The following is a 22,830-nucleotide window of genomic DNA, read 5'->3' as shown; positions in this document are numbered from 1 at the left end:
CCATGGATTACCTTCTTAAACTCATCAACAGCATCGTAACCGATGAAGCCAATATTCAGCTCATCTTTATTACCCTCTCGGCACTGACCGTGCTGGGTCTGTGCCTGGGCTTCGGTTTCCTCATTCTCGGACTGATCGATCCCGTGCGGCTACGTATCACGTCTCTGAAAAAAAATACTCATGGCGGCATCCCAACTGGCAGTCCAAATCTGACCGGCAAACAGCAGAGATCATTTAGACACTCACTGGCTTCCAAGGTTGGCTGGCAGGATTCACAAACCCGTGTGCGCCTCGCCAATGCCGGTTTCCGGTCAGAGAATACCGTGTCTGATTTCTATGCCTTGCGCTTGCTTGCCGCGATCCTGTTTCCCGCGATCGTCATGTTCGGTTCGCAGTTCTTCCCTGAACTGACCTCAAGACAGGTAATGTCGGCCCTCATCGCTGCCCTGGTTGTCGGCTTACTACTGCCCAGCATTGTACTGGACAAGCTCATCGCCAAGCGCCAGCGGGCTCTGCGAAATGCCTTCCCCGATGCGCTGGACATGCTGGTTGTCTGCGTGGAGGCTGGACTCGGCCTGCAGGCTGCACTGCAACGGGTTGCTGACGAAATACAGGTCAGCCATCCGGTACTGGCTGACGAACTGCATCAGGTCAACCGTGAAACGCGGGTCGGCGTGGACCGGATCGAGGCTATGCGTAACATGGCAACTCGTACCGGGCTGGAAGATATTCGCGGACTGGTGGCTTCACTGGATCAGAGCATGCGCTTCGGTACCAGCATTGCCGAAACGTTGCGGGTTTACTCGGAAGAATTCAGGGATAAGCGCTTACAGAAAGCCGAAGAGATGGCCGCTAAAATCGCGACAAAAATGATCTTTCCCCTGACCTTCTGCTTTTGGCCAGCCTTCTTCCTGGTGATGGTGGGACCCGCCATTTTAGGGGTACTCGCTGTATGGGGAACACGCTGACAGAAATAACAGCTATGCTTAACAGGTTATTAAAAAGTGGCAGCCTTGAGCTCCTCAGATGAGCTCTTCAGGCGAACTCTTCAGGTATCAACATAAGGAAACGGGATGATGTGGACGTCTAATAGCAAACTCAGTACGGCCGTATACACCATGGGCGTCCGGATTATCCTGATCAGCTGCATGCTTGGTCTGACGGCTTGCTCGTCAAACCCCACCAGCTCCACGGTCAGTGCTGAGCATAACGAACTCTATGAAGGTCAACCGATCCTGGCCTACATAGCCGAGCAACAATCGAAAACACCCGAAGAGGCAATGCAGCGAGCCCTGAAGGCCAAAACTGAGCAGGATTTCGACCGGGCACTGTACGAATATATTCGCGCCTATGAACTTGATAACCAACATACCGATGCCCTGGTGCAGATTGCCAACATTCACTATGCCCGCAAAAATTATCGTATCGCCTATCTGGCATACCAGAAAGCACTTTTCATCGAGCCGAAGCTCATCGCAGCTCATCAGGGCAGCGGCCTGATTTTGTTACGCAAGAAGCAGCACGATCTGGCGCTGGAATCGTTTTCCAAGGCCGTTGCCCTCGATCAGGAACAACGCGCAGCACAGACAGAAATGAAGACTGACCAGGCAACGCATTCAACCCTGGCAATTGAATCCTACAACGGCCTTGGCATTATCTACGATATGAAAGGCAAGTTCGACGAAGCCCGTCTGAACTATCAGGCTGCACTTGAGCTCAATGCTAATGACAAGATCATTCTTAATAATCTCGGATACTCCTATTACCTGCAAAGCAACTGGTCACAAGCCGAGCGCTATTTTACCCGCGCACTGCAGGTCGATAGTGCCTATCAACCCGGATGGAAAAACCTCGGGCTGGTCTATGCGCGCCAGGAAAAGTACATGCAAGCCCTTGAAGCACTGGAGCAGGCCATGGACACCCCGCAAGCGTATAACGATATTGGCTATGTATGCCTGCTGTCCAAGCGCTATGAGCGTGCCGCCGACTTTTTTCAGAAAGCAATTTCAGCTAACCCTCAATATTATGAAATTGCCTATCAGAACCTGTTGAGAGTCAAGCGACTGTTAGACAGCCAACGGGCAGACGAAAAGCAACTAACCAAAAACTGACCCGATGGGAGCTGCTCACCCGACAAAATTACCATCGATAATTTCTTCTAAATCAATGGATTGATTTTTTTCTCATCCCTATTGCAATAAATTCTGAAAAGAGCATTCTATAGGTGTGACATCAAGCATAGTTTGCAGTAAGGGTTAGATCATGAATATCAATATCACTAATCGAAATGACAAAGTTTCTCCTGCATTACGAGAAAAAATTGAAGCCTGGTTAGAGGAGAGTCAAAGACGTTACAACGTTATCACCAGCGCCCAGGTCACTATTGAAAAGAGCAATGGTAAAGCCGAGGTTGTTGAAGCCACTGTACATGCGACTGGTAAAGATCTGTTTGCTAAAGCCAGCGAAGATAATCTTTTTGCCGCACTGGATTCTCTGGCTCATAAAATAGACAAACAGCTGGCAAAGATCCGTGATATTCAAACCAACAAAAAAGGTTCAGGCGTCCCGGTGATGGCTGAGCCAGAAGAAGAGATCGCCGAAGAGGAATAACGTTCTCTCTGTGTAAAAAAGGCTGAACGGTGTTCAGCCTTTTTTATGCTCACTTTTTACATCACTCTCTCTCAGCATTAGTCGATCTCCCTGAATTTGCTGGATTAACTCCGCCTTAATCCGGCTTATTGCACCGGAGCGAAAAAGTCTTTCGACATCCAGCCTGACAACGTTCCACCACTGCTGCGCGTACGAACTTTCAAAGTGTATTGCCATTAGCCAGCGGGCGACACTCCCCACCTACTGTAGACTTGTGAGGCTCTAACTCAACATCCAGTCTTTCAGGAGCTGTTTATCGGGAGGGGAAAAAAACCCTCGATCAGGCCTCTTTCTTATCAATTTAAAGTAACACAATACCCTTGCTCAGTCGGGTCAATACCTCGCTACCCTGCGGCTCTGAAAAACGTCAGCGTCACCGTTTAGCACAAAATAATCAAACACAGGAGAGTCGGTGACATAAGGTTTAACAATATCCTGACTTTAAGCAAGAGATTATAAAAGCGGGGCAATCAGAGACGCCATACCGATATTAAAACCCAATCTGGTGATAGAGAAAACTTTTGATTAAAACAAAACAGCTATACTGAGCAGCAGACAATAAATCTTTGCAACAAGGACTCTTAGACGTTGACGCGGCTATTTAGGGAGAGAAAATGCCTCAAGACATCTTAATGGCGCGCCAGCCCATATTTGACGCTAACCTCAGCGTTGTTGCCTATGAGCTGCTCTATAGGGACAAAGAAAACCCGCAACGCTCGCAGATAACGGATGGTAACAGCGCCACCTCTCAGGTTTTACTGAATAACTTCACCAGTATCTGCAAAGCCGGCAAACTGACAACACTGCCTGCCTTTATCAATCTAACGCAAGACATGCTTCAGTCAGAGCACATTCCTGAAATTTCCCGCAAACATATTGTGCTGGAAATCCTTGAAGGCATGACAGTTGATGACACGCTGATTGCTGGGATCCGTCGTTTTATCGATGCCGGCTACCGAATGGCACTCGATGATTTTATCTATAGCCCTGAATATGATCCGATTCTTGAGATGGTGCATATCGTCAAGCTGGATCTGTTGCAGCTGACTGATGAGCAACTGATTCAACATATCGAATGGCTTAAACCCTTCAACGTGACACTGCTGGCCGAAAAGATAGAAACACAGGAGGTTTTTAATCGTTGCAAAGCACTGGGGTTTAAACTGTTTCAGGGGTATTTTCTCTGTCGGCCACAGGTAGTTGAAGGCCGGAAACTCAGCTCCAGCGAAATTGTCATGATTGAGCTTATGTCTCTTTTGGCAGACCCCGATGTCACGATCTCGGAGATCGGACCAATCGTAAAAAAAGATCCTCAACTTTCTTTTAAGCTTATCCGTATCGTTAACTCGTCCCTTTTCAATCTGACCAGAAAGATAGACAGTATTGAGGAGGCTGTTGTATTGCTGGGCGTGCAGGAGATAAAGCGCTGGTGTGCCCTGATCGCATTTTCCGGAGAGATGGCGAAACCCGATGAACTCACCCGTCACACACTGATACGCGCGAGAATGTGCGAGCAACTGGCCAATGCAAATTCTGCGCTATCAGGATCAAGCGCATTTATGATGGGCGTATTCGCCGGACTTGATGCGCTGTTGGATACACCTATGGAAGAGATTCTGCAGCAAGTGGTTTTGGGCGATGATATCCAGAAAGCTATTCAGTATAGTGAGGGTGAGTACGGTAATCTGTTAACCACCGTTGACACGTTTATGAAGGGAGAGTGGAGTTCACTGCCCGACTCTATTTCCGGCCCGCAATTGAACCAGGCCTATCTAGACAGCCTTAACTGGGTTCGTGAAACCATGGAAAAAATTGGCTAACTGACAATTTCAGACACTTTTCTGCCCCACCCTTCGCAAGCACCCCACTCTGATAAAGCCTGCATCAGCATCGATAAAGAATAATTCATCAGGTCTGCACTTCAACGACAGACGAATGAAAACAAGATTCGGCAATCATCGATTAAGAAACTATCTACATAACAAAACTGCCTGATTCACTAAGCTATCCATTTAACAAGGCCAACTGATAAATAAAATTTATCAGATATGTAAGCGATTATTCATTAGACAGCTATCAGCGGTAACGCCACAATGGTTTATATATTGATAATAGTGATGATTCTATCAGGAGCACGACAAATACCATGAGCACAATGATGCCGCTGGACCAATTTCAGCAACTACGTCACGTTGACGAAATCATTGAGATGGCCGCTGACAGCTGGTGGGTTTACCGTCGCAATATAGGCTTTAACGGTGCCCTGAGTTCTACGGCTCGTGTTGTTTTTTTTGGCCGCAGTAAAGCACAGGTTGAACAATGGATGGCTACTGTATAAGCCAACAGGTTTTTTAACTGACGCTTGCAGCATCTGCTGATTCATCAGTTAACGGGCTGGCGGTCCTGAACCGTCACCGATATCCCAGCCGTTCGGCACGTTCTTCGGCGCAATTTTTAAGCGCTAACTTAAAGTGCTACCTTAAGTGCTATGCGCCCACACATCACTGCAGGGTCTAAGCTATTACCTTGCAGAACAGATAAATAAACTGACAATCACTTCGAAAAGTCCAGTTGTCAGGCTGTCGCTTTCCCGCCTGATTTTCCGCAGAAAATCAGCGTGACAAGAAAGTTTACAAGATCGCCGCTCAGCGGCCCGCAGATTAAGGCTAAACCGATGAACAAAGAGATGACTCCTTTTAATATCCGCCAGCAGATTCGCAGCGGCGAGTTTACCGGCAATACATCCGGTTATGGTCAGGGTTTCGTTCAGGGAAATCTGGCTATCATGCCAAAAGAATGGGCAAACGATTTTCTGCAGTTCTGCCAAAAAAATCCGAAACCCTGTCCGATTGTCGGTATGTCCAGTCAGCCAGGTGAGTTTATGCTTCCCGATCTTGGTCAGGATATCGATATTCGCAGCGATGTGCCTAAATACCGCATCTATACAAATGGTGTCCTCACAGAAGAGGTTTCCGACCTTAAACCTTACTGGCGCGACGATCTGGTGACCTTTGTTCTGGGATGTTCGTTCTCATTTGAGGAAGCTCTGATAGCTGACGGGCTGGAAGTGCGCAATATCACCGAAGGTGTCAATGTGCCAATGTACCGCACCAATATCGAATGTAAAAGTGCTGGCCGTTTCAGTGGCACCACCGTTGTCAGCATGCGTCCGATGAAGGCTGCCGATGCGATCCGTGCAGTACAGATCTGTACCCGCTTCCCTTCTGTACATGGTGCACCGCTACACCTTGGCGACCCGTCCCAGATAGGTATTCAGGATATCAACAAACCGGACTTCGGTGATGCCGTGACCATTAAAGAGGGCGAACTGCCGGTATTCTGGGCCTGCGGTGTAACACCTCAGGTAGCGATCGAACAGGCAAAGCCTGAGTTCTGCATCACTCACAGCCCGGGCCACATGCTGATCACCGATCTGCCTAACAGCCGCCTGGCTGTGCTGTAACAGGAGAATTAAATATGTCTTTACGTCTTAACTGTGACCTGGGTGAAAGCTTTGGCTCCTGGATAATGGGCCTGGATGAAGCGGTAATGCCGCATATCGATCAGGCCAATATCGCCTGTGGTTTTCATGCCGGCGATCCACTGGTACTGCAAAAAACCCTGGAGCTGGCAAAGGCCAACAATGTCACTATCGGCGCCCATCCGGGCTACCCCGATCTTGTAGGTTTTGGCCGCCGCAGCATTAAAGTCACTGCGGCAGAACTAAAAGCAACAGTGCAATATCAGATCGCCGCAATAGACGGTATGGCAACGCTTCAGGGGCAGACGCTCACCTACGTCAAGCCCCACGGTGCGATGTACAACGATATGATGGCCGATAGTGAGATCCGCGCAACCATCATGCAGGCCGTCGCGGAATATCACCGGCCACTGGTACTGATGCTGCAAAGCACGCCTCAGGCAGAGCAGCATCTGCAAGAAGCCGACAGCATAGGCCTTGAGCTCTGGTTTGAGATCTTTGCAGATCGCTGCTACGACGATGATGGTAAGCTGCTGTCCCGGACTCAACCCGGCGCAGTCCATACCAAAGAGAAGATGCTGGCTCAGGTTAAGCAACTGAAAGAACAGGGCACCGTAACCACTGTCAGCGGACACCTACTGACCCTGCGAGCGGACACGCTTTGCGTCCATGGCGATAATATGGACGGCGTAAACGCCATCCAGGAAATTCGTGGATTGATCCGTTGATGATTACGCCGACAGACACTATACGGGTCGAAATAGCAGGCGAAAACGCCCTGATTATCTATTTTGGTGAAAAAACAGATCCCCGGGTTTCCTCGCAGGTTCAGCAGGCGGTGACTATTCTGGAAACCGAGCTGAGCGGCAAACTGATAGATATGGTGCCCTCTTACGCTTCCCTGCTGGTCATCTATGATCAGTTGGCAACCGACCACCTGGAAATCCGCAGCTGTATCCGAAAAGTACTGAGCCAACTGGGCGAAAGTGACAGCAGCGAAGGCAACTTAGTCATTCTGCCAGCCTACTATAGTCCTGAATCCGGTCCCGATCTTGAAGCACTGGCACAGCGCGCAGACCTCAGTATAGAAGAGGTCATCAAAATACACAGTGAGATGGAATACCGGGTGTATGCTATCGGTTTTGCGCCGGGCTTTGCCTATCTTGGCGAAGTCGATGAGCGTATTGCAGCCCCCCGGTTATCGACTCCGAGAACCCGCGTTCCCCGCGGTGCAATCGCCATCGCTGATCGCCAGACCGCCGTGTACCCTGCCGTATCACCCGGTGGCTGGAATCTTATCGGCCTGTGCCCAACACGGATGTTCGACCCGAAAGCTGAACCGACCATGCCGGTACAGGTGGGAGACCGGATCAGATTTAATCCGATCAGCCGGGATGAGTTTTTCGCTCAGGGCGGCGAGCTGGGAGAGATCAGATGAGCGGCTTTAAGGTAGTACAACCCGGCCTGCTGACCCTGATTCAGGATGCCGGACGCTTTGGTCATCACCGCATCGGCCTGACCACCGGCGGCCCTCTGGATGCACTGGCATTCAAATGGGCCAACCGCCTGGTTGATAACCCAATGAACACCACCGCACTGGAGATCAGCTTTGGCGGCCTGGTCCTGGCAGCGGAAACCGATGCCCAGATTGTTCTGGCTGGCGCTGAGATGCCCCTGAAGATCAACGGCATAGAACAGGATCGCTGGCACGCACATAAGATTAAAGCCGGTGACAAGATTGAAGTTGGCTTTTCGACTCAGGGAGCCCGTGCGTATCTGGCTGTTAGCGGTGGTTTTCAGGTAGAACATAGCTTTTCCAGCAGCGCCACCGTAACCCGCGAAGGGATCGGCGGCTTTACCGGTGAAAAACTGCAGCAAGGGGACTTCCTGCACTGCACACCACCGGTGAAGCACAGAGGCTACCGCCTGCCCGAGCAACACCGTCCGGACTATGCCGATAATATCACTCTGCGGGTGATTACCGGTTATCAGCAACACGCCTTCAGCGATTATCAGAAGCGCCTGTTTTTCAGCAGTGAATACACAGTTACCGACCGGGCGGATCGCATGGGCTACCGACTGGCAGGGCCTGAAGTAAAGCCTTCGTTTGACGGCATTCTGTCGGAAGGCATCTGCCATGGCGCGATACAGATCCCTGCCGATGGCCAGCCAATCGTGCTCCTGAATGATCGTCAGACCATTGGCGGCTATCCGAAGATCGGCTCAATGATAGCGATGGATACTGCCCGTATGGCACAGATGCTACCCGGTTCACGGATCTCATTCGATGAAATTACTATCGATGATGCCCACAACCTGCACTGTCTGGGGCATGTCCGGTTTAACAACACCGAGCCGGAACCGGTTGATTAATTCAGGGCTATAACAGCCATACATTATCTCCGGTCACTGCAACTCACCGGATCACGAACAGACTTGAAACAGAGAGAACTCTCGATGTCAGAAAATCAGATCAATGAAGCCGTACTTAGCAAGCAGGTAGAAGACCTGCTGGTGTCCCGTAACCTGCGCGGCATGAAAACGGTTCAGCCTGCACTGTCCAGTGGCTACTACCTTCGGGCTGCACGCACTCTGTATAAGTGCAAAGGCCATGTGTTGATCGGCACCGGTTTCCCGGTTGTTGATACCTTTGAAACCGATGGTCCACTGGGGGCAATCGCCCTTTACGATGCCCTTGAAAAGCTTGGTGCCACCCCGGTAATCGTTTGCGGCCCGCCGGTCTCTCAGGCATTGATGAACAAATATCGTGTCCACGAGATCCGGGTGGGTGAGCACCAGGAACGCACCCTTGAAGCGTTCAAGGCGTTGTATAACTACAATCCTGATGCAGTGCTGTCCATCGAGCGTCCCGGACAGGCTGAAGACGGTGGTTATTACAATATGCGCGGCGAGAGCATCAGCGCACGTACCGCCTGCTTCGACACCTTTGTTAACAATGCCAAGTGCCCGACCATCGGTATTGGCGATGGTGGCAACGAGATCGGTATGGGTAACATCACCGAAGCGATCAAAGGGCTGGATATTACACCCGCGGCGACCCGTGTCGATGAACTGCTGATCGCCGATGTATCCAACTGGGGTGCCTACGGCCTGATTGCTTTCTTCAGTCTGTGGAGCGGGCGCGACCTGCTGGGCGAGATCGATCCGCTGGCCATTATCGAATACCTCTCAAAGCTCGGTAGTGTTGACGGCGTCACCCGTATCAATCAGCTGACCGAAGACGGCCTACCCCTTGAAGAGGGCGACAGTGTTATCGCCGGACTACGGGCACTGATCGGTTATACCGCCTGAGTTTGAGTACTTTAAAAGAGTGCTTTAAAAAAACCGCCGATGGCGGTTTTTTTATGCCAATACAGAGGCACTGATAACAACCTGAACCACCCTTTACCTTTACCTTTACCTTTACCTTTACCTTTACCCTTATCTTCAACGCATGGACAAGAAACAGCACCTTACCGCGATTGTTCTCTTCGCCCCTGGAAGGGGCTCCTACACCCTTTGACCGCTCACCGTAATCGATTATTCCTCCTACTCACATGCAGGAGCGGCTTCCAGCCGCGATAGCGATAGATCAAACTGTTTATTTTCCAACCCTGAACCTATTCCGCCCCCAACATCCCGCTCAGTTGCGACTGATACCCGGAAATATCGCCAATATTTTCAGCAACCCACGCTTCGTCGTAATAACTATCGGGATAACGCTCGCCACCATCGCAGATCAGGGTCACCAGCGATCCCTGCTCGCCCCGCCGATGCATCTCAGCGGCAAGGGTCAGCATGCCCCACAGGTTTGTACCGGTCGAGGCCCCCGCTCTGCGACCGGTAAACTGTTCCAGCCAGAGCATCGCGGCAACCGACGCGCCATCGGGCACCCGGAGCATGCGATCGATCACCGTCGGCTGAAAAGACTCCTCCGCCCGGGGACGACCGATCCCTTCGATACGGCTGCCCAGTTTTATCTCTATACTGCGATCACCAGTCTCCCATACGTCATAGAAAACCGAATGTTCAGGGTCTACCGCCACCAATGTCGTGTTAAATCCCTTATAGCGAATATAGCGCCCCAGGGTAGCCGTCGTACCACCGGTTCCGGCACTCATGACAATGGCCGCTGGCAGCGGATGAGTCTCCAGTGACATCTGCCTGAAGATACTCTCAGCGATGTTGTTATTACCACGCCAGTCGGTAGCCCGCTCGGCAAAGCGAAACTGATCCATAAAATGGCCATTACACTCCGTGGCCAACACCGCCGCAGCATCGTGCATCTGTGTCGGGCAATCGACAAAATGGCAACGGCCACCATAGAACTCGACCTGCTTGATTTTTGCGGTGGCGGTTTTACGGGGCATCACCGCCACAAAGGGAACACCGATCATACGCGCAAAGTAGGCCTCCGATACCGCGGTGCTGCCGGAAGACGCTTCAATCACTGTGGTCCCCTGATGAATCTGACCATTACACAACGCGTAGAGAAACAGAGAGCGTGCCAATCGGTGTTTCAGACTACCAGTAGGATGACTGCTCTCATCTTTCAGATACAGATCAACACCGGCCAACGCCGGAATCTCCAGTTTAATCAGATGGGTATCCGCTGAGCGCTGCGCATCAGCCTTAATTCGCACCACTGCCAGTTCTGTCCAGGCACTCATGATGTCCACTCCCTAAAATCAGTTATGTAATCCCCACAGTATACTTTTGCCTGCGGAGACGTTTTTTGCTTTATGCTGGAAAAAAACGGTAATCTGTAGAATAATTTTACCCATAATCAACCTTAAAGAGGTTAAATTTCTATGGACTCCATCGACAAGAAGATTCTTACCCTTCTGCAACAGGATGTCACTCTGCCGGTTGCTGATATAGCAGAGCAGGTTAACCTCTCGACAACCCCCTGCTGGAAAAGAATTAAACGGCTGGAGGAAAATGGCATTATCAAAGCCCGGGTTGCCCTGCTTGATAGCGCCAAAATAGGGGCCGGTGTTTCAGTCTTTGTACATATAAAAACGCAGCAGCATGAAGAGCAGTGGCTGACGCGCTTTGCTGAATCAGTGGCCCGCTTTGAAGAAGTGATGGAGTGCTATCGAATGGCTGGCGAGTGGGACTATCTGCTGCGGGTAGCAACCCGCGATATTGAATCATTTGACCAGTTCTATAAAAAGCTGATCAGCGAAGTCGATGGCCTGACCGATGTGACCTCCAGTTTTGCCATGGAAGAGATCAAGTTCTCTACCCGACTGCCACTCACCCACTGCTGACCCGGTTCAGGCTATCGAGGCTTGCGACTAAAACCAGACTTCTAACTAAAACGCTGCTCCTATATAGTTGACAGTATTATCCTCTGAGCCCGGCAATCATGCGTCTGAGAAACCTGAACACCTTTGTCAAAGTAGCCCGTCTGGGAAGCTTTCATGCCGCAGCCCAGCAGCTACATGCGACTCAGCCGGCGATCTCTGCAAGAATCCATGCGCTGGAAGAGGAGCTGGGGGCTCAGCTGTTTATCCGGGATAAAAGTGGCACACGACTCTCCTCCCGGGGGACCCAACTGCTGCCCTACGCCGAGAAACTGCTGGCGATCAGTCAGGAGATGAAACAGCAGATCACGGATGAGAACCCCCAGAAGGGTACGCTGCGCATCGGTATTACTGACACGCTGGCACACCTCTACCTTTCACCGCTCTTACAGAACTGGCAGCAACAACACCCATTGATGTCATTTGAGCTGATCAGTGATGTTACCCTGACCCTGACACGTCAGTTGCAGGCACATGAACTGGATCTTGCTCTGATGGTTGCAGGACACAGCGACCTGCCGGAACTGGTGACAGAACCCCTGTGCAGCTATCCTCAGCACTGGGTCGCCACCCCCCAAAGACTGGCCGAAAACCCGGTCAGCAGCGTAGCAGAACTTGGCCAGTCCCCGATTCTCAGCTTTCCACGGGATACCCGCCCATGGGATTACCTTCAGCAACTGTTCAGGCCGCTGGAAGAGATGCCGGTATTTCACACCTGCAGTTCGGTGGCCAATCTGCTCACCCTGACACTGGAAGGTGCTGGAATGGCACTGTTACCGGAGCCGGTGATCCGCTCCCACCTGCAACAAGGACGGCTGGTTGAGTTCAGTCCCGGTCCACAACCACCGGAGCTGGCTTTTTGTGCTTGTTGGCGCCTGGATGATGATCGTATTCTGCCCCAGCTACTGGCCCAAAGTGGCCGGGAAATTATTGTCAGCACTCCCTGAACATAACAGAACACGCTCATCACAGGCACATTTCAGGAAGGCTTTATAACTATATAATCAAAAACTGTAAAAATTTACTCTGTATTTTTTATAGAAACAGATTATTTCTCTTATCTTTTTCCGGCTATTGCAACTATTCCACTTTTCTAAGAAACTGAAGCCAACTCAAAAAGTCAGATTGCCGTTAACCCGGGGCTCACAGTCACAAGCTAAGCTCGGTTTTCTGCATTATCGCGTGACCCGGAAGCTGTCCTCAGATCGATTCACGATCAGCTTTTTACAGCAACTCAGTGTCAAATAATCCGGACCATTGCAATACAGCTATACTGCCACTGGTATCTTTCCCATGTCAGTCTGTCGAAAAAGTCCATAACCCGTTTTAAGGAAGGTTAATATGAGCATTGCTTACCTGAATGGCGAATACCTGCCGCTGGCAGAAGCCCGCATCTCTCCACTGGATCGTGGTTTCCTGTTTGGTGACGGTATTTACGAAGTTATTCCATACTACAACGGTAAATCTGTAGGTCTGATGCCTCATATCAACCGTATGATCAATGGCCTGGCTGCGATTGAGATCAAAAACAGCCACACCGCGGAAGAGTGGAAAACCCTGCTGGACGACCTGATCGCAAAGAACAGTGACCAGGGCGAAAACCTGGGTGTTTACGTACATGTATCCCGAGGTACTGACGTTAAACGCTACCACGCTTACCCGGAAGGTGTTGAACCCACTATCTTCTGCTTCACTTTCGGTATCAAAGATCCAGAGCCTGCTGACCGTACCAAAGTACACCAGTACAGCATGATCTCTACTGAAGACCTGCGCTGGCAGCGGTGTCATATCAAGTCTACTGCACTGCTGGGTAACGTTATCCACTTTCAGGAAGGCTACTCTACCGGCAATGACGAAGCGCTGCTTTACAATGCCAAAGGCGAGCTGACTGAAGGTAGTTCATGCAACGCCTTCATTGTGAAAGACGGTGTTATTATTACGCCAATCCAGGACAACCAGATCCTGCCAGGTATCACCCGCCGCATTATTATCGACAGCATCACCGCTGATGGCTCTCTGAAAATTGAAGAGCGAATCGTGACAATGGACGATGTGCGCAACGCTGACGAGCTGTGGATCACCTCTTCGTCTAAAGAGATCGCTCCGGTGACTAAACTTGACGGCAAGCCTGTCGGCAATGGCGAAGTTGGCGAAGTCTGGGAAAAAGCATTCAAGATCTATACTGCATCAAAGTTTGATTTCTGATTGAGCGCAGACTGAATCGTTAAAAACGCACCTTGGGTGCGTTTTTTTATGCCTGATTGTCAGACATATTCTGCCGGATGAGACGCTTAACAGCCGCTTCCGCTGCTGCCAGGCGCTGCTCCCCTCTCCCTTCCACTATTTCAAAGGGACGCTTTAACCGCTCAATCTCGTGCAGATGACGCTGATAAAGCTGTTCCCGGTCATCCGGATTTTGCCGCAACGGATCTGGCTCCCAGGGAAGATCGGGCTTACACAACAGATAGACATGGGATGATTCCCGGGCAATCCCGGTACTAATCACTTGCGGACAACAACCAAACACCTCTTCCGCCCAGATTTTATAATTGATCAGGTCGGTATCAAAAATCCCCAGCGGAGCATCACAACTGACTTTAGTCTGTTGATACTGCCGGTGCAGCACGCTTAACCGGCTTAGTAGTTCCAGATCATATTCAGGACCACTCTGCTCCAGGTAATAGCGTGCATACTCGAGCGCAAAGGGCAGATTCAGCAGTCTGCCCAGAGACTCAGTCAAACTGCTTTTACCGGAGGATTCCGCCCCCGTAATCACAATCCGCACTAGCAGCTACCTGCTGCATACGACTGAAGCTTCTGAGATCTGTGCCACTGAATCCAGCCATAGATCCCCAGCCCCAAAAAGATCGCGTACTGAAATGAGTAGATTGGTGCATCTTTAATCCAGTAGATATAGATACCCAGTAGATTAACGATACACCAGCCGACCCAGTTTTCCATTCGCTTACGGGCCTGAAGAAACTGCGCAAAAAAACTTAAAACGGTCGTCACTGAGTCCAGCCATAACAGCGAGGGCTGAGGAATCCAGCTGACCTTTTCGGCCAGTAGTGAGATTCCCAGCCCCCAGCCGAGGATACAGAGTGCAGCGAAGGCAACCAGTAGCTGCTGTTGTCTCTGCGGTAACCACTGCGGCACAAACGCCCCCTGCTCCACAGCTGAACCCCGTTTGACCCAAACCATCCAGCAATACAGCTGAATCGGGATATAAGAAAGATAAAGAATGCCATCAGAAACCAGCTGCCACTCGGTAATCGCCAGCCAGGCAGAGATAGACGCCCAGAGGATGCCCAGCGGCCAGCCAAGAATATTTTGCCGGGCAATCAGCATAACCCCGAGAATAGCGCTGGTTGTTGCTATAACCTCAAGAGGAGTACTGCCAAACAGTTGCAGCCACTCGATAGTCGCCAGAATACTACTTTCCGTCATAAGACTGTTGCTATCTCCGCTTCAGAAAACTAAAAAAGGCCTGCATCACGCAAGCCTTTTCTGATGTAAATAAGTACTGTTATATCAACGCTGGGTAATCAGTATACCCCTCTTCCCCCTGCCCATAAAACAGTTCAGAACGAGGTGAATTGAGTTCTGCATCCAGCTCAAGTCGTTTTGGCAGATCCGGATTCGCGATAAACGGAATACCAAACGCGATAGCATCCGCTTTCCCCTCCTTGAGCCACTGATTAGCCTGGGCTTTAGAAAACCGCTCATTCGCGATCACGGCACCGCCAAATTTTTGCTTCAATAACGGAGTGATACTGTCTTCCGCAGCGTGTTCGCGGGTTGAAATAAACGCAATACCCCGCTCCCCCAGCTTACTGGCTATATAGCTGAACGTTTCAATGCGATTAGAATCCCCCATATCATGGGCATCCATCCGGGGTGCCAGATGTACAGCCACACGCCCCCGCCCCCAGACACCGATACAGGCATCGGTGACTTCCAACAGCAGACGGCCACGATTCTCAAGTGAACCCCCATATTCATCATCCCGGAGGTTGGTTTTATCCTGCAGGAACTGGTCCAACAGATAGCCGTTGGCACCATGTATGTGCACGCCGTCAAAACCCGCAGCTTTAGCATTTACAGCGCCCTGTCGATAGGCTTCCACAATCTCTTTAATCTCATCCAGAGTCAGTGCACGTGGATCAACATACGCTTTCTTAGGTCGAACCAGGCTGACATGACCCGCTGGCCTGACCGCACTGGGAGCGACAGGACTTTCACCATTCAGATAAACAGGATCAGAGATTCGTCCCACATGCCAGAGCTGCAGGAAGATAGATCCACCCGCCTTATGAACCGCATCAGAGACCTGTTTCCAGCCTTCTACCTGAGGCTCAGACCAGATTCCGGGAGTATCAGGATAACCGACCCCCATAGGCGTGACAGAGGTTGCTTCTGTCAGAATCAAACCGGCACTGCTTCGCTGAGCATAGTATTCAGCCATTAACGCATTTGGAACCCGGCCTTCATCAGCCCGGCAACGGGTTAAGGGCGCCATAACAATACGGTTTTTCAGGGTCAGATCACCCAGAGTCAAAGAATCAAATAGGGTTGGCATTGATACCTCCTGTTAACGGTTCGGCTTAAAGTTGCTCATGTAAGCGTGACAAGAACGTCTGAATGACCGCGTCATTCCGCTTAAAGAAACTCCACTGGCCTACTTTTTTACTGCTGATGAAGCCGGCCCGCTGAAGCGTGGCCAGATGAGCGGATACCGTGGACTGTGATAAACCGGTCTTCTGGTCGATCATACCGGCACACACCCCAAAACTCAGCGGGTGCTGCTGATCTGCAAAAAACAACTCGGGCTGTTTCAACCAGTTCAAAATATCCCTGCGCACCGGGTGTGACAGGGCCTTGATCATCTCATCAAGTTCGGCAGTGCTCATTTGATTCCTTCTACAAACTACATAACAAACAGATATATTCATTAATCGCGATACAGCGAAATATAAATCGTTATTTGGCGATATACAACCATTATCTTTCTTCAAATCGCTTACTTCTTCTGAGTCTTATGCAATGAAGATAATTGCAGTTAACGCATTCCCCTGAAATATCCATCGGGAGATGGCAGAAAAAATCTGCTAGCATAGAGAGATAAATTCATCTAAGTATATAAATATGAAGCAAAAAACACTGATGTCCTGGAGCAGTGGGAAAGACAGTGCATGGGCGCTATACCAGCTACAGAATGATCCGGAGATCGAACTGAAAGGTATAATTTGTACCGTTAACAAAGAGTTTGATCGGGTCGCGATGCATGGAGTACGGGTAGAGTTACTCAAAGCCCAGGCCGATAGTATCGGTTTACCGCTGGAGATTATTGAGCTGCCTAACCCGTGTAGCCACGAAGACTATGCAGACATTATGGGTCGTTTTGTGCAGAGAATGCAGAACGATGGCATTGACTGCATGGCGTTTGGCGATCTCTACCTGGAGGATACTCGAGCCTACAGAGAAAAAAATCTGGCCGGAACCGGAATTACCCCCCTCTTCCCACTATGGCAGATCCCCACTGACCGATTATCGAAAGAGATGTTGCAGGGGGGGCTGAAAACAGTTATTACCTGTGTTGATCCGAAACAGGCCCCCGCCGAGTTAGCAGGCAGGGAGTATGACCAGGCCTTTATTGACGGATTACCCGATTCGGTTGATCCCTGTGGCGAGAATGGCGAGTTCCACAGTTTTGTTTTTGATGGCCCCATGTTCCGGCGTAAAATAGATATCACCGTCGGCGAGATTGTAACCCGCGATAACTTTATATTTGCTGACCTTCTGCCCGGAGCAACAGCCAGCTAGCACTACACCAACTGGCATGATCTGAGTATTAATGTGTTCAAAAGCAGTTCCTATTAACCGGGAAGGTGCATATCGGAGAATAGCTTGATAGAAGGATATTCGAATCTTACGAAAGAGACACTGCAGGACTTTCTGAATACGATGCCTGCGGTGCTCTATGAATATGTTCTGTTTGATAATGGCTCCAGTGAACTCCTGTATATGAGCCCCACCTCTCTGGACATATTAGGTCACCCTCCCGAGTATTTTATTGCCGACATTGAACGCTTATGGGCCATCGTCCACCCCGACGATATTGATCAACTCATGGCTGAAGATGTTAAATCAACGGAAAGAAATGACATTTTTGTTTTACAGGTCAGGATCATACTGCCATCCGGTCAACAAAAATGGGTCCTGATTAACTCCAAACCGACACAACGAAAGAAAAACAATGCTTTCATCTGGTGCGGTTATATTACTGATATCAGCGCTCAAAAAAGTGCGGAACAGGAGGCTGCACTGCGTACCGCTGAACTGCAGGAAAGCGAGAAAAAGCTTAACAAACTCAATGAGACTCTGGAAAAATTAGCCGTACAGGATGGTATGACGGGCATTGCTAACCGACGAGCCTTCGACACCCGGCTTGAATACGAATGGAACAGATGTCAGCGGGAAAAGCAGCCCCTGTCACTGATCATGATTGATGTAGATTTTTTCAAACAGTATAACGATCACTACGGCCATTTAGCGGGTGACGACTGCCTGAAAATGATCGCGAAAGCCTTATCATCCATCGTAAAACGGGAAACCGATTTTTGTGCCCGCTTCGGAGGAGAAGAGTTTGTACTGCTACTGCCCAATACAGCGCTGACGCCGGCAATGCAGATCGCCGAGGATTATCGTGAAAAAATAAATCAGCTGGAGATCTCTCATGAGTCATCGGCAGCTGGCAGCAGCATCTCAATCAGCGCCGGGGTCAGCTCAACCCTGCCGGCAGATGATAAGTCAGCGTTAACACTGATTGAAAAAGCTGACCAGGCGCTTTATCAGGCGAAAATGAATGGTCGCAACCGGGTAGAAAAAATCAGTTTTAGCTAAATATTAAATATACCGGCCGGATCATTATCTGCCTGAAAATCCTCGATCAGCCTCATAATAGCTGGAGATAAACATGAAACCGGAAGAGATCGGTCAGGCGTACAATAGCATCACACATCTGTGGCAAAGCGATAAATTCAACCGGACCAACGGTATTGCACAACATCAGCGGGCAGTTGCGTTTACCCAACAGCAAAGAACAGCCTTAGATGTTGGTTGCGGCTGTACCGGGCGTATCATCGATCTGCTAATTGCAGAAGGATTCACCGCGGAAGGTATCGATATTTCTGCAGAGATGATCAGGCTGGCACAGCAACGCCATCCCCAGATCCGGTTTTATCATCAGGATATCTGTGAGTGGGAGCTGCCACAAAGATATGACTTTATCTCCGCCTGGGATAGCATCTGGCACGTGCCACTTACGCAGCAGGAAGCACTACTGACAAAGCTGTTTAATGGCCTTAACAGCGGCGGTGTATGTATCTTTTCCTGCGGTGGCACAGATGTAGCGGATGATCACACTGATAATACAATGGGGCCTGAAGTCTACTACTCAACATTAGGTATCCCCGGTTTTCTCAACCTGATTGCCGCTTCAGACTGTATCTGCCGCCACCTCGAATACGATCAGTATCCAGAGTTGCATAGCTACTTTATCGTACAAAAAATCTGAGAGATCAGGCTCATCAGTTGCCCTTAAAATTTGATTATTCAACTCCACCCGGGCTGAATCATTAACGACCAAAACAGCCGTTCACCCTGGATATACGCCCCTATTTAGTGCAACAACCCTGCCTTTATTACAAAAGAAAAAACAATCAATACAATAGGTTGAAATACTGCTTTCATTAGCGCATTTTATACTCCGGGTTTTACAAAAACGATTATCGCAGGTACAGAATTTATGAGCACGATTCACTTTGTAGGTGGCGAAAAAGGTGGTGTAGGCAAATCGGTACTATCACGCCTGCTATCTCAATATTTCCTGGACAATTCTATGCCATATATTGGTCTGGATGCAGACCAGTCACACCCGACTCTGAGTCGCTACTACCTGGATTACACCCGGCCAATCAACCTGGATCACTTTGAAAGCATCGACCAGATTATGGAACTGGCGTTAGAGGAAGATTGCAATATTCTGATTGATCTGCCGGCACAAAGTGAACGCTTTCTCGACCGCTGGATTGAGGAAAACGGCGTTATCGAAATGTGCGAAGAGATGGGAATTAAACTGGCCTACTGGTATGCCGTCGACAGTGGTCCCGATTCAGTTAACCTGCTGGATAACTTCCTCAATAAATACAATGATCAGTTTACGGTTCTTGTGGCTAAAAATCAGGGACGGGGCACCGACTTCTCCAATATTGAAGCTCTGGCCCAATTACAGAGCCCGAGCCAGGAAACGATGCCGGTATATCAGTTCTACATTCCCGCTCTGCACACGCCGACAATGCAGAAGATTGAAAAAATCGGGCTGAGTTTTTGGGCCGCGGCAAACCTCAAAGACAGTGAAGTTGAGCACCTTGGCATTATGGAAAGGCAGCGCAGTAAAGTGTGGGTTAATAAGACTCATCAAACGGTGGGCGTTCTGCTCAGCTACCTGTAATAGATCGTCGGGCCAGGATAGTTTCAATCCAGGCCCGGTTTCCCCCTATCACCACTGTGTGACTTATTTTTCCGCCGCAAATAAATAACCGATCTGCTAAACTCGCGCCTATTCAAACATGAAGGCAGGGTTATGAGTTTCGCATCATTTGATTTACACCCCTCGGTGCTGCAGGCCGTTGAGGAAAAAGGCTACCACCAGCCCACTCCGATTCAACTGGAAGCGATTCCGGCTATTTTAGCGCGCCGCGATGTGATGGCGGGTGCGCAAACCGGCACCGGTAAAACAGCCGCTTTTGCTCTGCCGATTCTGCACTTATTAACAAACCCGGCCCCTTCAGCCACTGCGATAAATAAAGCTGTCGTCCGGGCCTTAGTACTGACCCCCACCCGGGAGCTTGCTCAACAGGTGGGACACAGTTTTAAGGAATACGGCAGCCATTCAGTCCATCGCACGGTCGTGGCCTATGGTGGCGTTAGCATCAATAATCAATTGGCTGAGATTGCACAGGGAGTCGACATTCTGGTGGCCACGCCGGGCCGGCTGATCGATATTCTCAGCCGTGGCGTGCTCGACCTGAGTCAGTTGGCGTTCTTCGTATTGGATGAAGCGGACCGTATGCTCGATATGGGCTTTATCGATGATATCAGACGGATTTTGCGCACGGTGCCAGAGACACGTCAGACTCTGCTGTTCTCTGCAACCTTTGATGATGCGGTGTTTAAACTGAGTCAGAAACTGCTTACCGATCCCGCCCGCATCCAGGTGGATCAGCAAAATGCAGCCGCGAGTCAGGTGGAGCAGATCGCTTACGAGGTGGATAAGCAGCGTAAACGCGAGATAACTTCATACCTGATCGGCTCGAAAAACTGGCAGCAGGTTCTGGTGTTTACCCGCACCAAACAGGCCGCCGACGATCTCGCCAGAGAGATGTGTAAAGATGGTTTAAAAACGGAAGCGATCCACGGGGATAAATCTCAGGGTGCCCGCGAACGGGCGCTGGAGGGCTTTAAAAACGGCTCCATTCGGGTACTGGTAGCCACCGATGTCGCTTCACGGGGGCTGGATATTCAGCAGCTTAAATATGTCATCAACTATGAGCTGCCCTACAATGCCGAGGACTATATCCACCGTATCGGACGAACCGGCCGCGCCGGCGAAACCGGCATCGCCATTACACTGTTAAGCGCCGATGAAACCTGGTTACTGGATGAGATTCATAAGATTCTCGACACTCAGCTGATGCAACAATGGCTGCCCGGGTACGAGCCCGACCTTAATCAGAACTTCGCTCCGCCTAAAAGTAAGGGGCGTGGCGCTAAAACCCGAGGCAGCCGGGGAAAACCATCGGGTCGATCACGTCGGCGCTAAGGAGACACTGTGCAAAAGATTTTAGATGAAATTGTCGCCACGATTGGCACCAGCAAAGACAGAGGCCAGGTGGCGGATTATATTCCGCAGCTGGCCTGTATCGATCCAAACCAGTTTGCCATTACGGTAGCCATGGCCGATGGCCGTATCTTCAGTGCCGGTAACAGCGCGCAGCTGTTTTCGATACAGAGCATCTCGAAAGTTTTCACCCTGACAATTGCGCTGGGTAAGCTGGGTGATGCCGTATGGTCACGGGTAGGCCGGGAGCCGTCAGGCGACCCTTTTAACTCTATCGTGCAGCTCGAGCATGAAAACGGCAAACCCCGCAATCCCTTTATCAATGCCGGCGCCATCACCATCGCCGATGCCATTCTGATGGGCCACCAGCCTAAAGAGACTCTGGCAGAGATTCTGCAATTTGTTCGCTTTATTGCGGATGATGACAGCATCGGCATCGATGAAAAAGTGGCACAGTCAGAACTGCGCACCGGTGACCGGAATGCGTCGCTGGCCCACTTTATGGCGTCATTTGGGCGTATAAAAAACCCGGTTGATTGCGTCTTAGGCACCTATTTTCATCATTGTTCTATTGCAATGAACACTGAGCAACTGGCTCGCTCCGGTCTGTTCCTGGTCGATAACGGTCGCAACCCGGTCACGGGAACCCGGGTGGTGTCGACTCAGCGAGCCCGAAGAATTAATTCGCTGATGCTGATGTGCGGTCACTATGATGGCTCAGGCGAATTTGCCTTCAGGGTCGGCCTGCCAGGTAAAAGTGGTGTTGGCGGCGGTATTTTAGCGATAGCACCAGGCACAGCGTCAATCGCGGTATGGTCTCCGGGACTGGATGACGTGGGTAACAGCAAACTGGGTACCGAAGCACTGGAAAAACTGGTTCAGCATACAGGCTGGTCTATTTTTGGCTGATGCGTAAATTGATTTCATAAGGATTTATCATGGAAAACAAAGGTTCAGCAGCCATTGCACTGTGTAACCCCAAAAGCCCATCCAACGTTGGCGCAGTGATGCGTGCAGCGGGCTGCTATGGTGCTGCGGCGGTCTACTACAGCGGTACCCGGTTTGAGAGAGCTGCTAAGTATCATCTGGATACCCGAAACATCAGTGCACAGATTCCGTTAACGGCTGTCGAGTCATTTACACAGCTGGCGGGAAAACATCAAAAGCTGGTGTGCGTAGAACTGGCGGAAGGAGCAATCCCCCTGCCCGGGTTCACTCATCCGGAAGATGCACTCTACATCTTTGGCCCGGAAGATGGCTCTATTGATCAGTCTGTTGTCGATCTGGCCGATGCGGTTGTTTACATCCCCACTATCGGCTGTATGAATCTGGCAGCGACGGTGAATGTCTTACTCTATGACCGGATGGCAAAACAGAACAATCCAATCGACCATGGTGAGCGGATTAAACAAAGCCGTGATGTCAATAACCGTCTGGTTTGCAAAGCTGAACCGGCATTGCAAAACTGACACCGCGACTGATCTGATTCA

Annotated in this window: 25 protein-coding genes; 20 read left to right on the top strand and 5 right to left on the bottom strand. The window is 50.3% G+C overall.

The genetic code is table 11. The features are described 5' to 3' along the window. Nucleotides 1–2: 2 nt before the first annotated feature. The 10 genes from KDX31_06015 (at nt 3) to KDX31_05970 (ending at nt 9,442) form a co-directional block, all read left to right on the top strand. Nucleotides 3–968, top strand: coding sequence for a type II secretion system F family protein (locus KDX31_06015; protein ID UTW04557.1), 966 nt, complete (start codon nt 3–5; stop codon nt 966–968). Nucleotides 969–1,073: 105 nt separating this feature from the next. Further along, nucleotides 1,074–2,111, top strand: a complete 1,038-nt coding sequence (locus tag KDX31_06010; GenBank protein ID UTW04556.1) for a tetratricopeptide repeat protein — start codon at nt 1,074–1,076, stop codon at nt 2,109–2,111. A gap of 151 nt (nt 2,112–2,262) precedes the next feature. Beyond that, on the top strand, nt 2,263–2,610 hold the full coding sequence (gene raiA, locus KDX31_06005) for a ribosome-associated translation inhibitor RaiA (GenBank protein UTW04555.1): 348 nt from the start codon (nt 2,263–2,265) through the stop codon (nt 2,608–2,610). 653 nt (nt 2,611–3,263) lie between these two features. Further along, the gene (locus tag KDX31_06000) at nt 3,264–4,469 is read left to right on the top strand and encodes an HDOD domain-containing protein (protein ID UTW04554.1); all 1,206 of its coding nucleotides are present in this window, start codon (nt 3,264–3,266) and stop codon (nt 4,467–4,469) included. A gap of 326 nt (nt 4,470–4,795) precedes the next feature. Then, nucleotides 4,796–4,987 carry a hypothetical protein gene (locus KDX31_05995; protein ID UTW04553.1) on the top strand — a complete coding sequence of 64 codons (192 nt, stop codon included), beginning with the start codon at nt 4,796–4,798 and terminating at the stop codon, nt 4,985–4,987. 336 nt (nt 4,988–5,323) lie between these two features. After that, the gene (locus tag KDX31_05990) at nt 5,324–6,112 is read left to right on the top strand and encodes a putative hydro-lyase (GenBank protein UTW04552.1); all 789 of its coding nucleotides are present in this window, start codon (nt 5,324–5,326) and stop codon (nt 6,110–6,112) included. A gap of 14 nt (nt 6,113–6,126) precedes the next feature. Continuing rightward, nucleotides 6,127–6,858, top strand: a complete 732-nt coding sequence (locus tag KDX31_05985; protein UTW04551.1) for a 5-oxoprolinase subunit PxpA — start codon at nt 6,127–6,129, stop codon at nt 6,856–6,858. Nucleotides 6,859–6,878: 20 nt separating this feature from the next. Further along, entirely contained in the window at nt 6,879–7,568 is a 690-nt protein-coding gene (gene pxpB, locus KDX31_05980; protein ID UTW05311.1) for a 5-oxoprolinase subunit PxpB, read from the top strand. After that, complete coding sequence (locus KDX31_05975) at nt 7,565–8,503, top strand: biotin-dependent carboxyltransferase (protein ID UTW04550.1); 939 nt, start codon at nt 7,565–7,567, stop codon at nt 8,501–8,503. Before pxpB ends, KDX31_05975 begins: the two co-directional genes overlap by 4 nt. 84 nt (nt 8,504–8,587) lie before the next feature. After that, nucleotides 8,588–9,442 (top strand): DUF4392 domain-containing protein, encoded by an 855-nt coding sequence (locus KDX31_05970; GenBank protein ID UTW04549.1) that lies wholly within the window; start codon nt 8,588–8,590, stop codon nt 9,440–9,442. A gap of 308 nt (nt 9,443–9,750) precedes the next feature. On the opposite strand, the gene KDX31_05965 is transcribed toward KDX31_05970, so the two are convergent. After that, a complete protein-coding gene (locus KDX31_05965) occupies nt 9,751–10,803 on the bottom strand; it encodes a PLP-dependent cysteine synthase family protein (GenBank protein UTW05310.1) in 1,053 nt (350 codons plus the stop codon). Between the two features lie 138 nt (nt 10,804–10,941). Between KDX31_05965 and KDX31_05960 the strand changes: the two genes are divergently transcribed. The 3 genes from KDX31_05960 (at nt 10,942) to KDX31_05950 (ending at nt 13,644) form a co-directional block, all read left to right on the top strand. Beyond that, the gene (locus KDX31_05960; GenBank protein ID UTW04548.1) at nt 10,942–11,403 is read left to right on the top strand and encodes an Lrp/AsnC family transcriptional regulator; all 462 of its coding nucleotides are present in this window, start codon (nt 10,942–10,944) and stop codon (nt 11,401–11,403) included. Between the two features lie 98 nt (nt 11,404–11,501). Then, nucleotides 11,502–12,386 carry a LysR family transcriptional regulator gene (locus KDX31_05955; GenBank protein UTW04547.1) on the top strand — a complete coding sequence of 295 codons (885 nt, stop codon included), beginning with the start codon at nt 11,502–11,504 and terminating at the stop codon, nt 12,384–12,386. 394 nt (nt 12,387–12,780) lie between these two features. After that, complete coding sequence (locus KDX31_05950) at nt 12,781–13,644, top strand: aminotransferase class IV (protein ID UTW04546.1); 864 nt, start codon at nt 12,781–12,783, stop codon at nt 13,642–13,644. 46 nt (nt 13,645–13,690) lie between these two features. Here KDX31_05950 and KDX31_05945 read toward each other — a convergent pair whose 3' ends face one another. The 4 genes from KDX31_05945 to KDX31_05930 form a co-directional block, all read right to left on the bottom strand. Beyond that, complete coding sequence (locus KDX31_05945; protein ID UTW04545.1) at nt 13,691–14,224, bottom strand: ATP-binding protein; 534 nt, start codon at nt 14,222–14,224, stop codon at nt 13,691–13,693. Beyond that, the gene (gene pnuC / locus KDX31_05940; GenBank protein UTW04544.1) at nt 14,224–14,886 is read right to left on the bottom strand and encodes a nicotinamide riboside transporter PnuC; all 663 of its coding nucleotides are present in this window, start codon (nt 14,884–14,886) and stop codon (nt 14,224–14,226) included. Before pnuC ends, KDX31_05945 begins: the two co-directional genes overlap by 1 nt. 79 nt (nt 14,887–14,965) lie before the next feature. Next, the gene (locus KDX31_05935; protein UTW04543.1) at nt 14,966–16,018 is read right to left on the bottom strand and encodes an alkene reductase; all 1,053 of its coding nucleotides are present in this window, start codon (nt 16,016–16,018) and stop codon (nt 14,966–14,968) included. Nucleotides 16,019–16,043: 25 nt separating this feature from the next. Continuing rightward, complete coding sequence (locus KDX31_05930; GenBank protein ID UTW04542.1) at nt 16,044–16,349, bottom strand: helix-turn-helix transcriptional regulator; 306 nt, start codon at nt 16,347–16,349, stop codon at nt 16,044–16,046. A 253-nt stretch (nt 16,350–16,602) separates the two neighbouring features. On the opposite strand from KDX31_05930, the gene KDX31_05925 reads away from it, so the two are divergent. From KDX31_05925 to KDX31_05895, 7 genes are all read left to right on the top strand, one after another. Continuing rightward, nucleotides 16,603–17,262 carry an adenine nucleotide alpha hydrolase gene (locus tag KDX31_05925; GenBank protein ID UTW05309.1) on the top strand — a complete coding sequence of 220 codons (660 nt, stop codon included), beginning with the start codon at nt 16,603–16,605 and terminating at the stop codon, nt 17,260–17,262. A gap of 84 nt (nt 17,263–17,346) precedes the next feature. Next, the gene (locus KDX31_05920; protein UTW04541.1) at nt 17,347–18,342 is read left to right on the top strand and encodes a sensor domain-containing diguanylate cyclase; all 996 of its coding nucleotides are present in this window, start codon (nt 17,347–17,349) and stop codon (nt 18,340–18,342) included. A gap of 73 nt (nt 18,343–18,415) precedes the next feature. Then, a complete protein-coding gene (locus tag KDX31_05915; GenBank protein UTW04540.1) occupies nt 18,416–19,015 on the top strand; it encodes a class I SAM-dependent methyltransferase in 600 nt (199 codons plus the stop codon). A gap of 231 nt (nt 19,016–19,246) precedes the next feature. Further along, entirely contained in the window at nt 19,247–19,951 is a 705-nt protein-coding gene (locus KDX31_05910; protein ID UTW04539.1) for a mobilization protein MobD, read from the top strand. Between the two features lie 132 nt (nt 19,952–20,083). After that, a complete protein-coding gene (locus KDX31_05905; GenBank protein ID UTW04538.1) occupies nt 20,084–21,322 on the top strand; it encodes a DEAD/DEAH box helicase in 1,239 nt (412 codons plus the stop codon). Between the two features lie 9 nt (nt 21,323–21,331). Further along, nucleotides 21,332–22,249, top strand: a complete 918-nt coding sequence (locus KDX31_05900; GenBank protein ID UTW04537.1) for a glutaminase — start codon at nt 21,332–21,334, stop codon at nt 22,247–22,249. A 29-nt stretch (nt 22,250–22,278) separates the two neighbouring features. Then, nucleotides 22,279–22,809: an RNA methyltransferase gene (locus tag KDX31_05895; protein UTW04536.1), complete on the top strand. Its 531-nt coding sequence runs from the start codon at nt 22,279–22,281 to the stop codon at nt 22,807–22,809. Nucleotides 22,810–22,830 lie beyond the last annotated feature (21 nt).

The sequence above is a fragment of the Amphritea atlantica genome, assembly GCA_024397875.1.
GTDB lineage: Bacteria > Pseudomonadota > Gammaproteobacteria > Pseudomonadales > Balneatricaceae > Amphritea > Amphritea atlantica_B.
The sequence above is the reverse complement of the archived record's forward strand: the minus strand, read 5'-3'. Positions and strand labels throughout refer to the sequence as shown.

Coding starts and splice junctions, on each gene's coding strand:
- KDX31_06015 (UTW04557.1), top strand. CDS start 3: ATGGATTACCTTCTTAAACTCATCAACAGCATCGTAACCGATGAAGCC.
- KDX31_06010 (UTW04556.1), top strand. CDS start 1,074: ATGATGTGGACGTCTAATAGCAAACTCAGTACGGCCGTATACACCATG.
- raiA (UTW04555.1), top strand. CDS start 2,263: ATGAATATCAATATCACTAATCGAAATGACAAAGTTTCTCCTGCATTA.
- KDX31_06000 (UTW04554.1), top strand. CDS start 3,264: ATGCCTCAAGACATCTTAATGGCGCGCCAGCCCATATTTGACGCTAAC.
- KDX31_05995 (UTW04553.1), top strand. CDS start 4,796: ATGAGCACAATGATGCCGCTGGACCAATTTCAGCAACTACGTCACGTT.
- KDX31_05990 (UTW04552.1), top strand. CDS start 5,324: ATGAACAAAGAGATGACTCCTTTTAATATCCGCCAGCAGATTCGCAGC.
- KDX31_05985 (UTW04551.1), top strand. CDS start 6,127: ATGTCTTTACGTCTTAACTGTGACCTGGGTGAAAGCTTTGGCTCCTGG.
- KDX31_05975 (UTW04550.1), top strand. CDS start 7,565: ATGAGCGGCTTTAAGGTAGTACAACCCGGCCTGCTGACCCTGATTCAG.
- KDX31_05970 (UTW04549.1), top strand. CDS start 8,588: ATGTCAGAAAATCAGATCAATGAAGCCGTACTTAGCAAGCAGGTAGAA.
- KDX31_05960 (UTW04548.1), top strand. CDS start 10,942: ATGGACTCCATCGACAAGAAGATTCTTACCCTTCTGCAACAGGATGTC.
- KDX31_05955 (UTW04547.1), top strand. CDS start 11,502: ATGCGTCTGAGAAACCTGAACACCTTTGTCAAAGTAGCCCGTCTGGGA.
- KDX31_05950 (UTW04546.1), top strand. CDS start 12,781: ATGAGCATTGCTTACCTGAATGGCGAATACCTGCCGCTGGCAGAAGCC.
- pnuC (UTW04544.1), bottom strand. CDS start 14,886: ATGACGGAAAGTAGTATTCTGGCGACTATCGAGTGGCTGCAACTGTTT.
- KDX31_05935 (UTW04543.1), bottom strand. CDS start 16,018: ATGCCAACCCTATTTGATTCTTTGACTCTGGGTGATCTGACCCTGAAA.
- KDX31_05930 (UTW04542.1), bottom strand. CDS start 16,349: ATGAGCACTGCCGAACTTGATGAGATGATCAAGGCCCTGTCACACCCG.
- KDX31_05925 (UTW05309.1), top strand. CDS start 16,603: ATGTCCTGGAGCAGTGGGAAAGACAGTGCATGGGCGCTATACCAGCTA.
- KDX31_05915 (UTW04540.1), top strand. CDS start 18,416: ATGAAACCGGAAGAGATCGGTCAGGCGTACAATAGCATCACACATCTG.
- KDX31_05910 (UTW04539.1), top strand. CDS start 19,247: ATGAGCACGATTCACTTTGTAGGTGGCGAAAAAGGTGGTGTAGGCAAA.
- KDX31_05905 (UTW04538.1), top strand. CDS start 20,084: ATGAGTTTCGCATCATTTGATTTACACCCCTCGGTGCTGCAGGCCGTT.
- KDX31_05895 (UTW04536.1), top strand. CDS start 22,279: ATGGAAAACAAAGGTTCAGCAGCCATTGCACTGTGTAACCCCAAAAGC.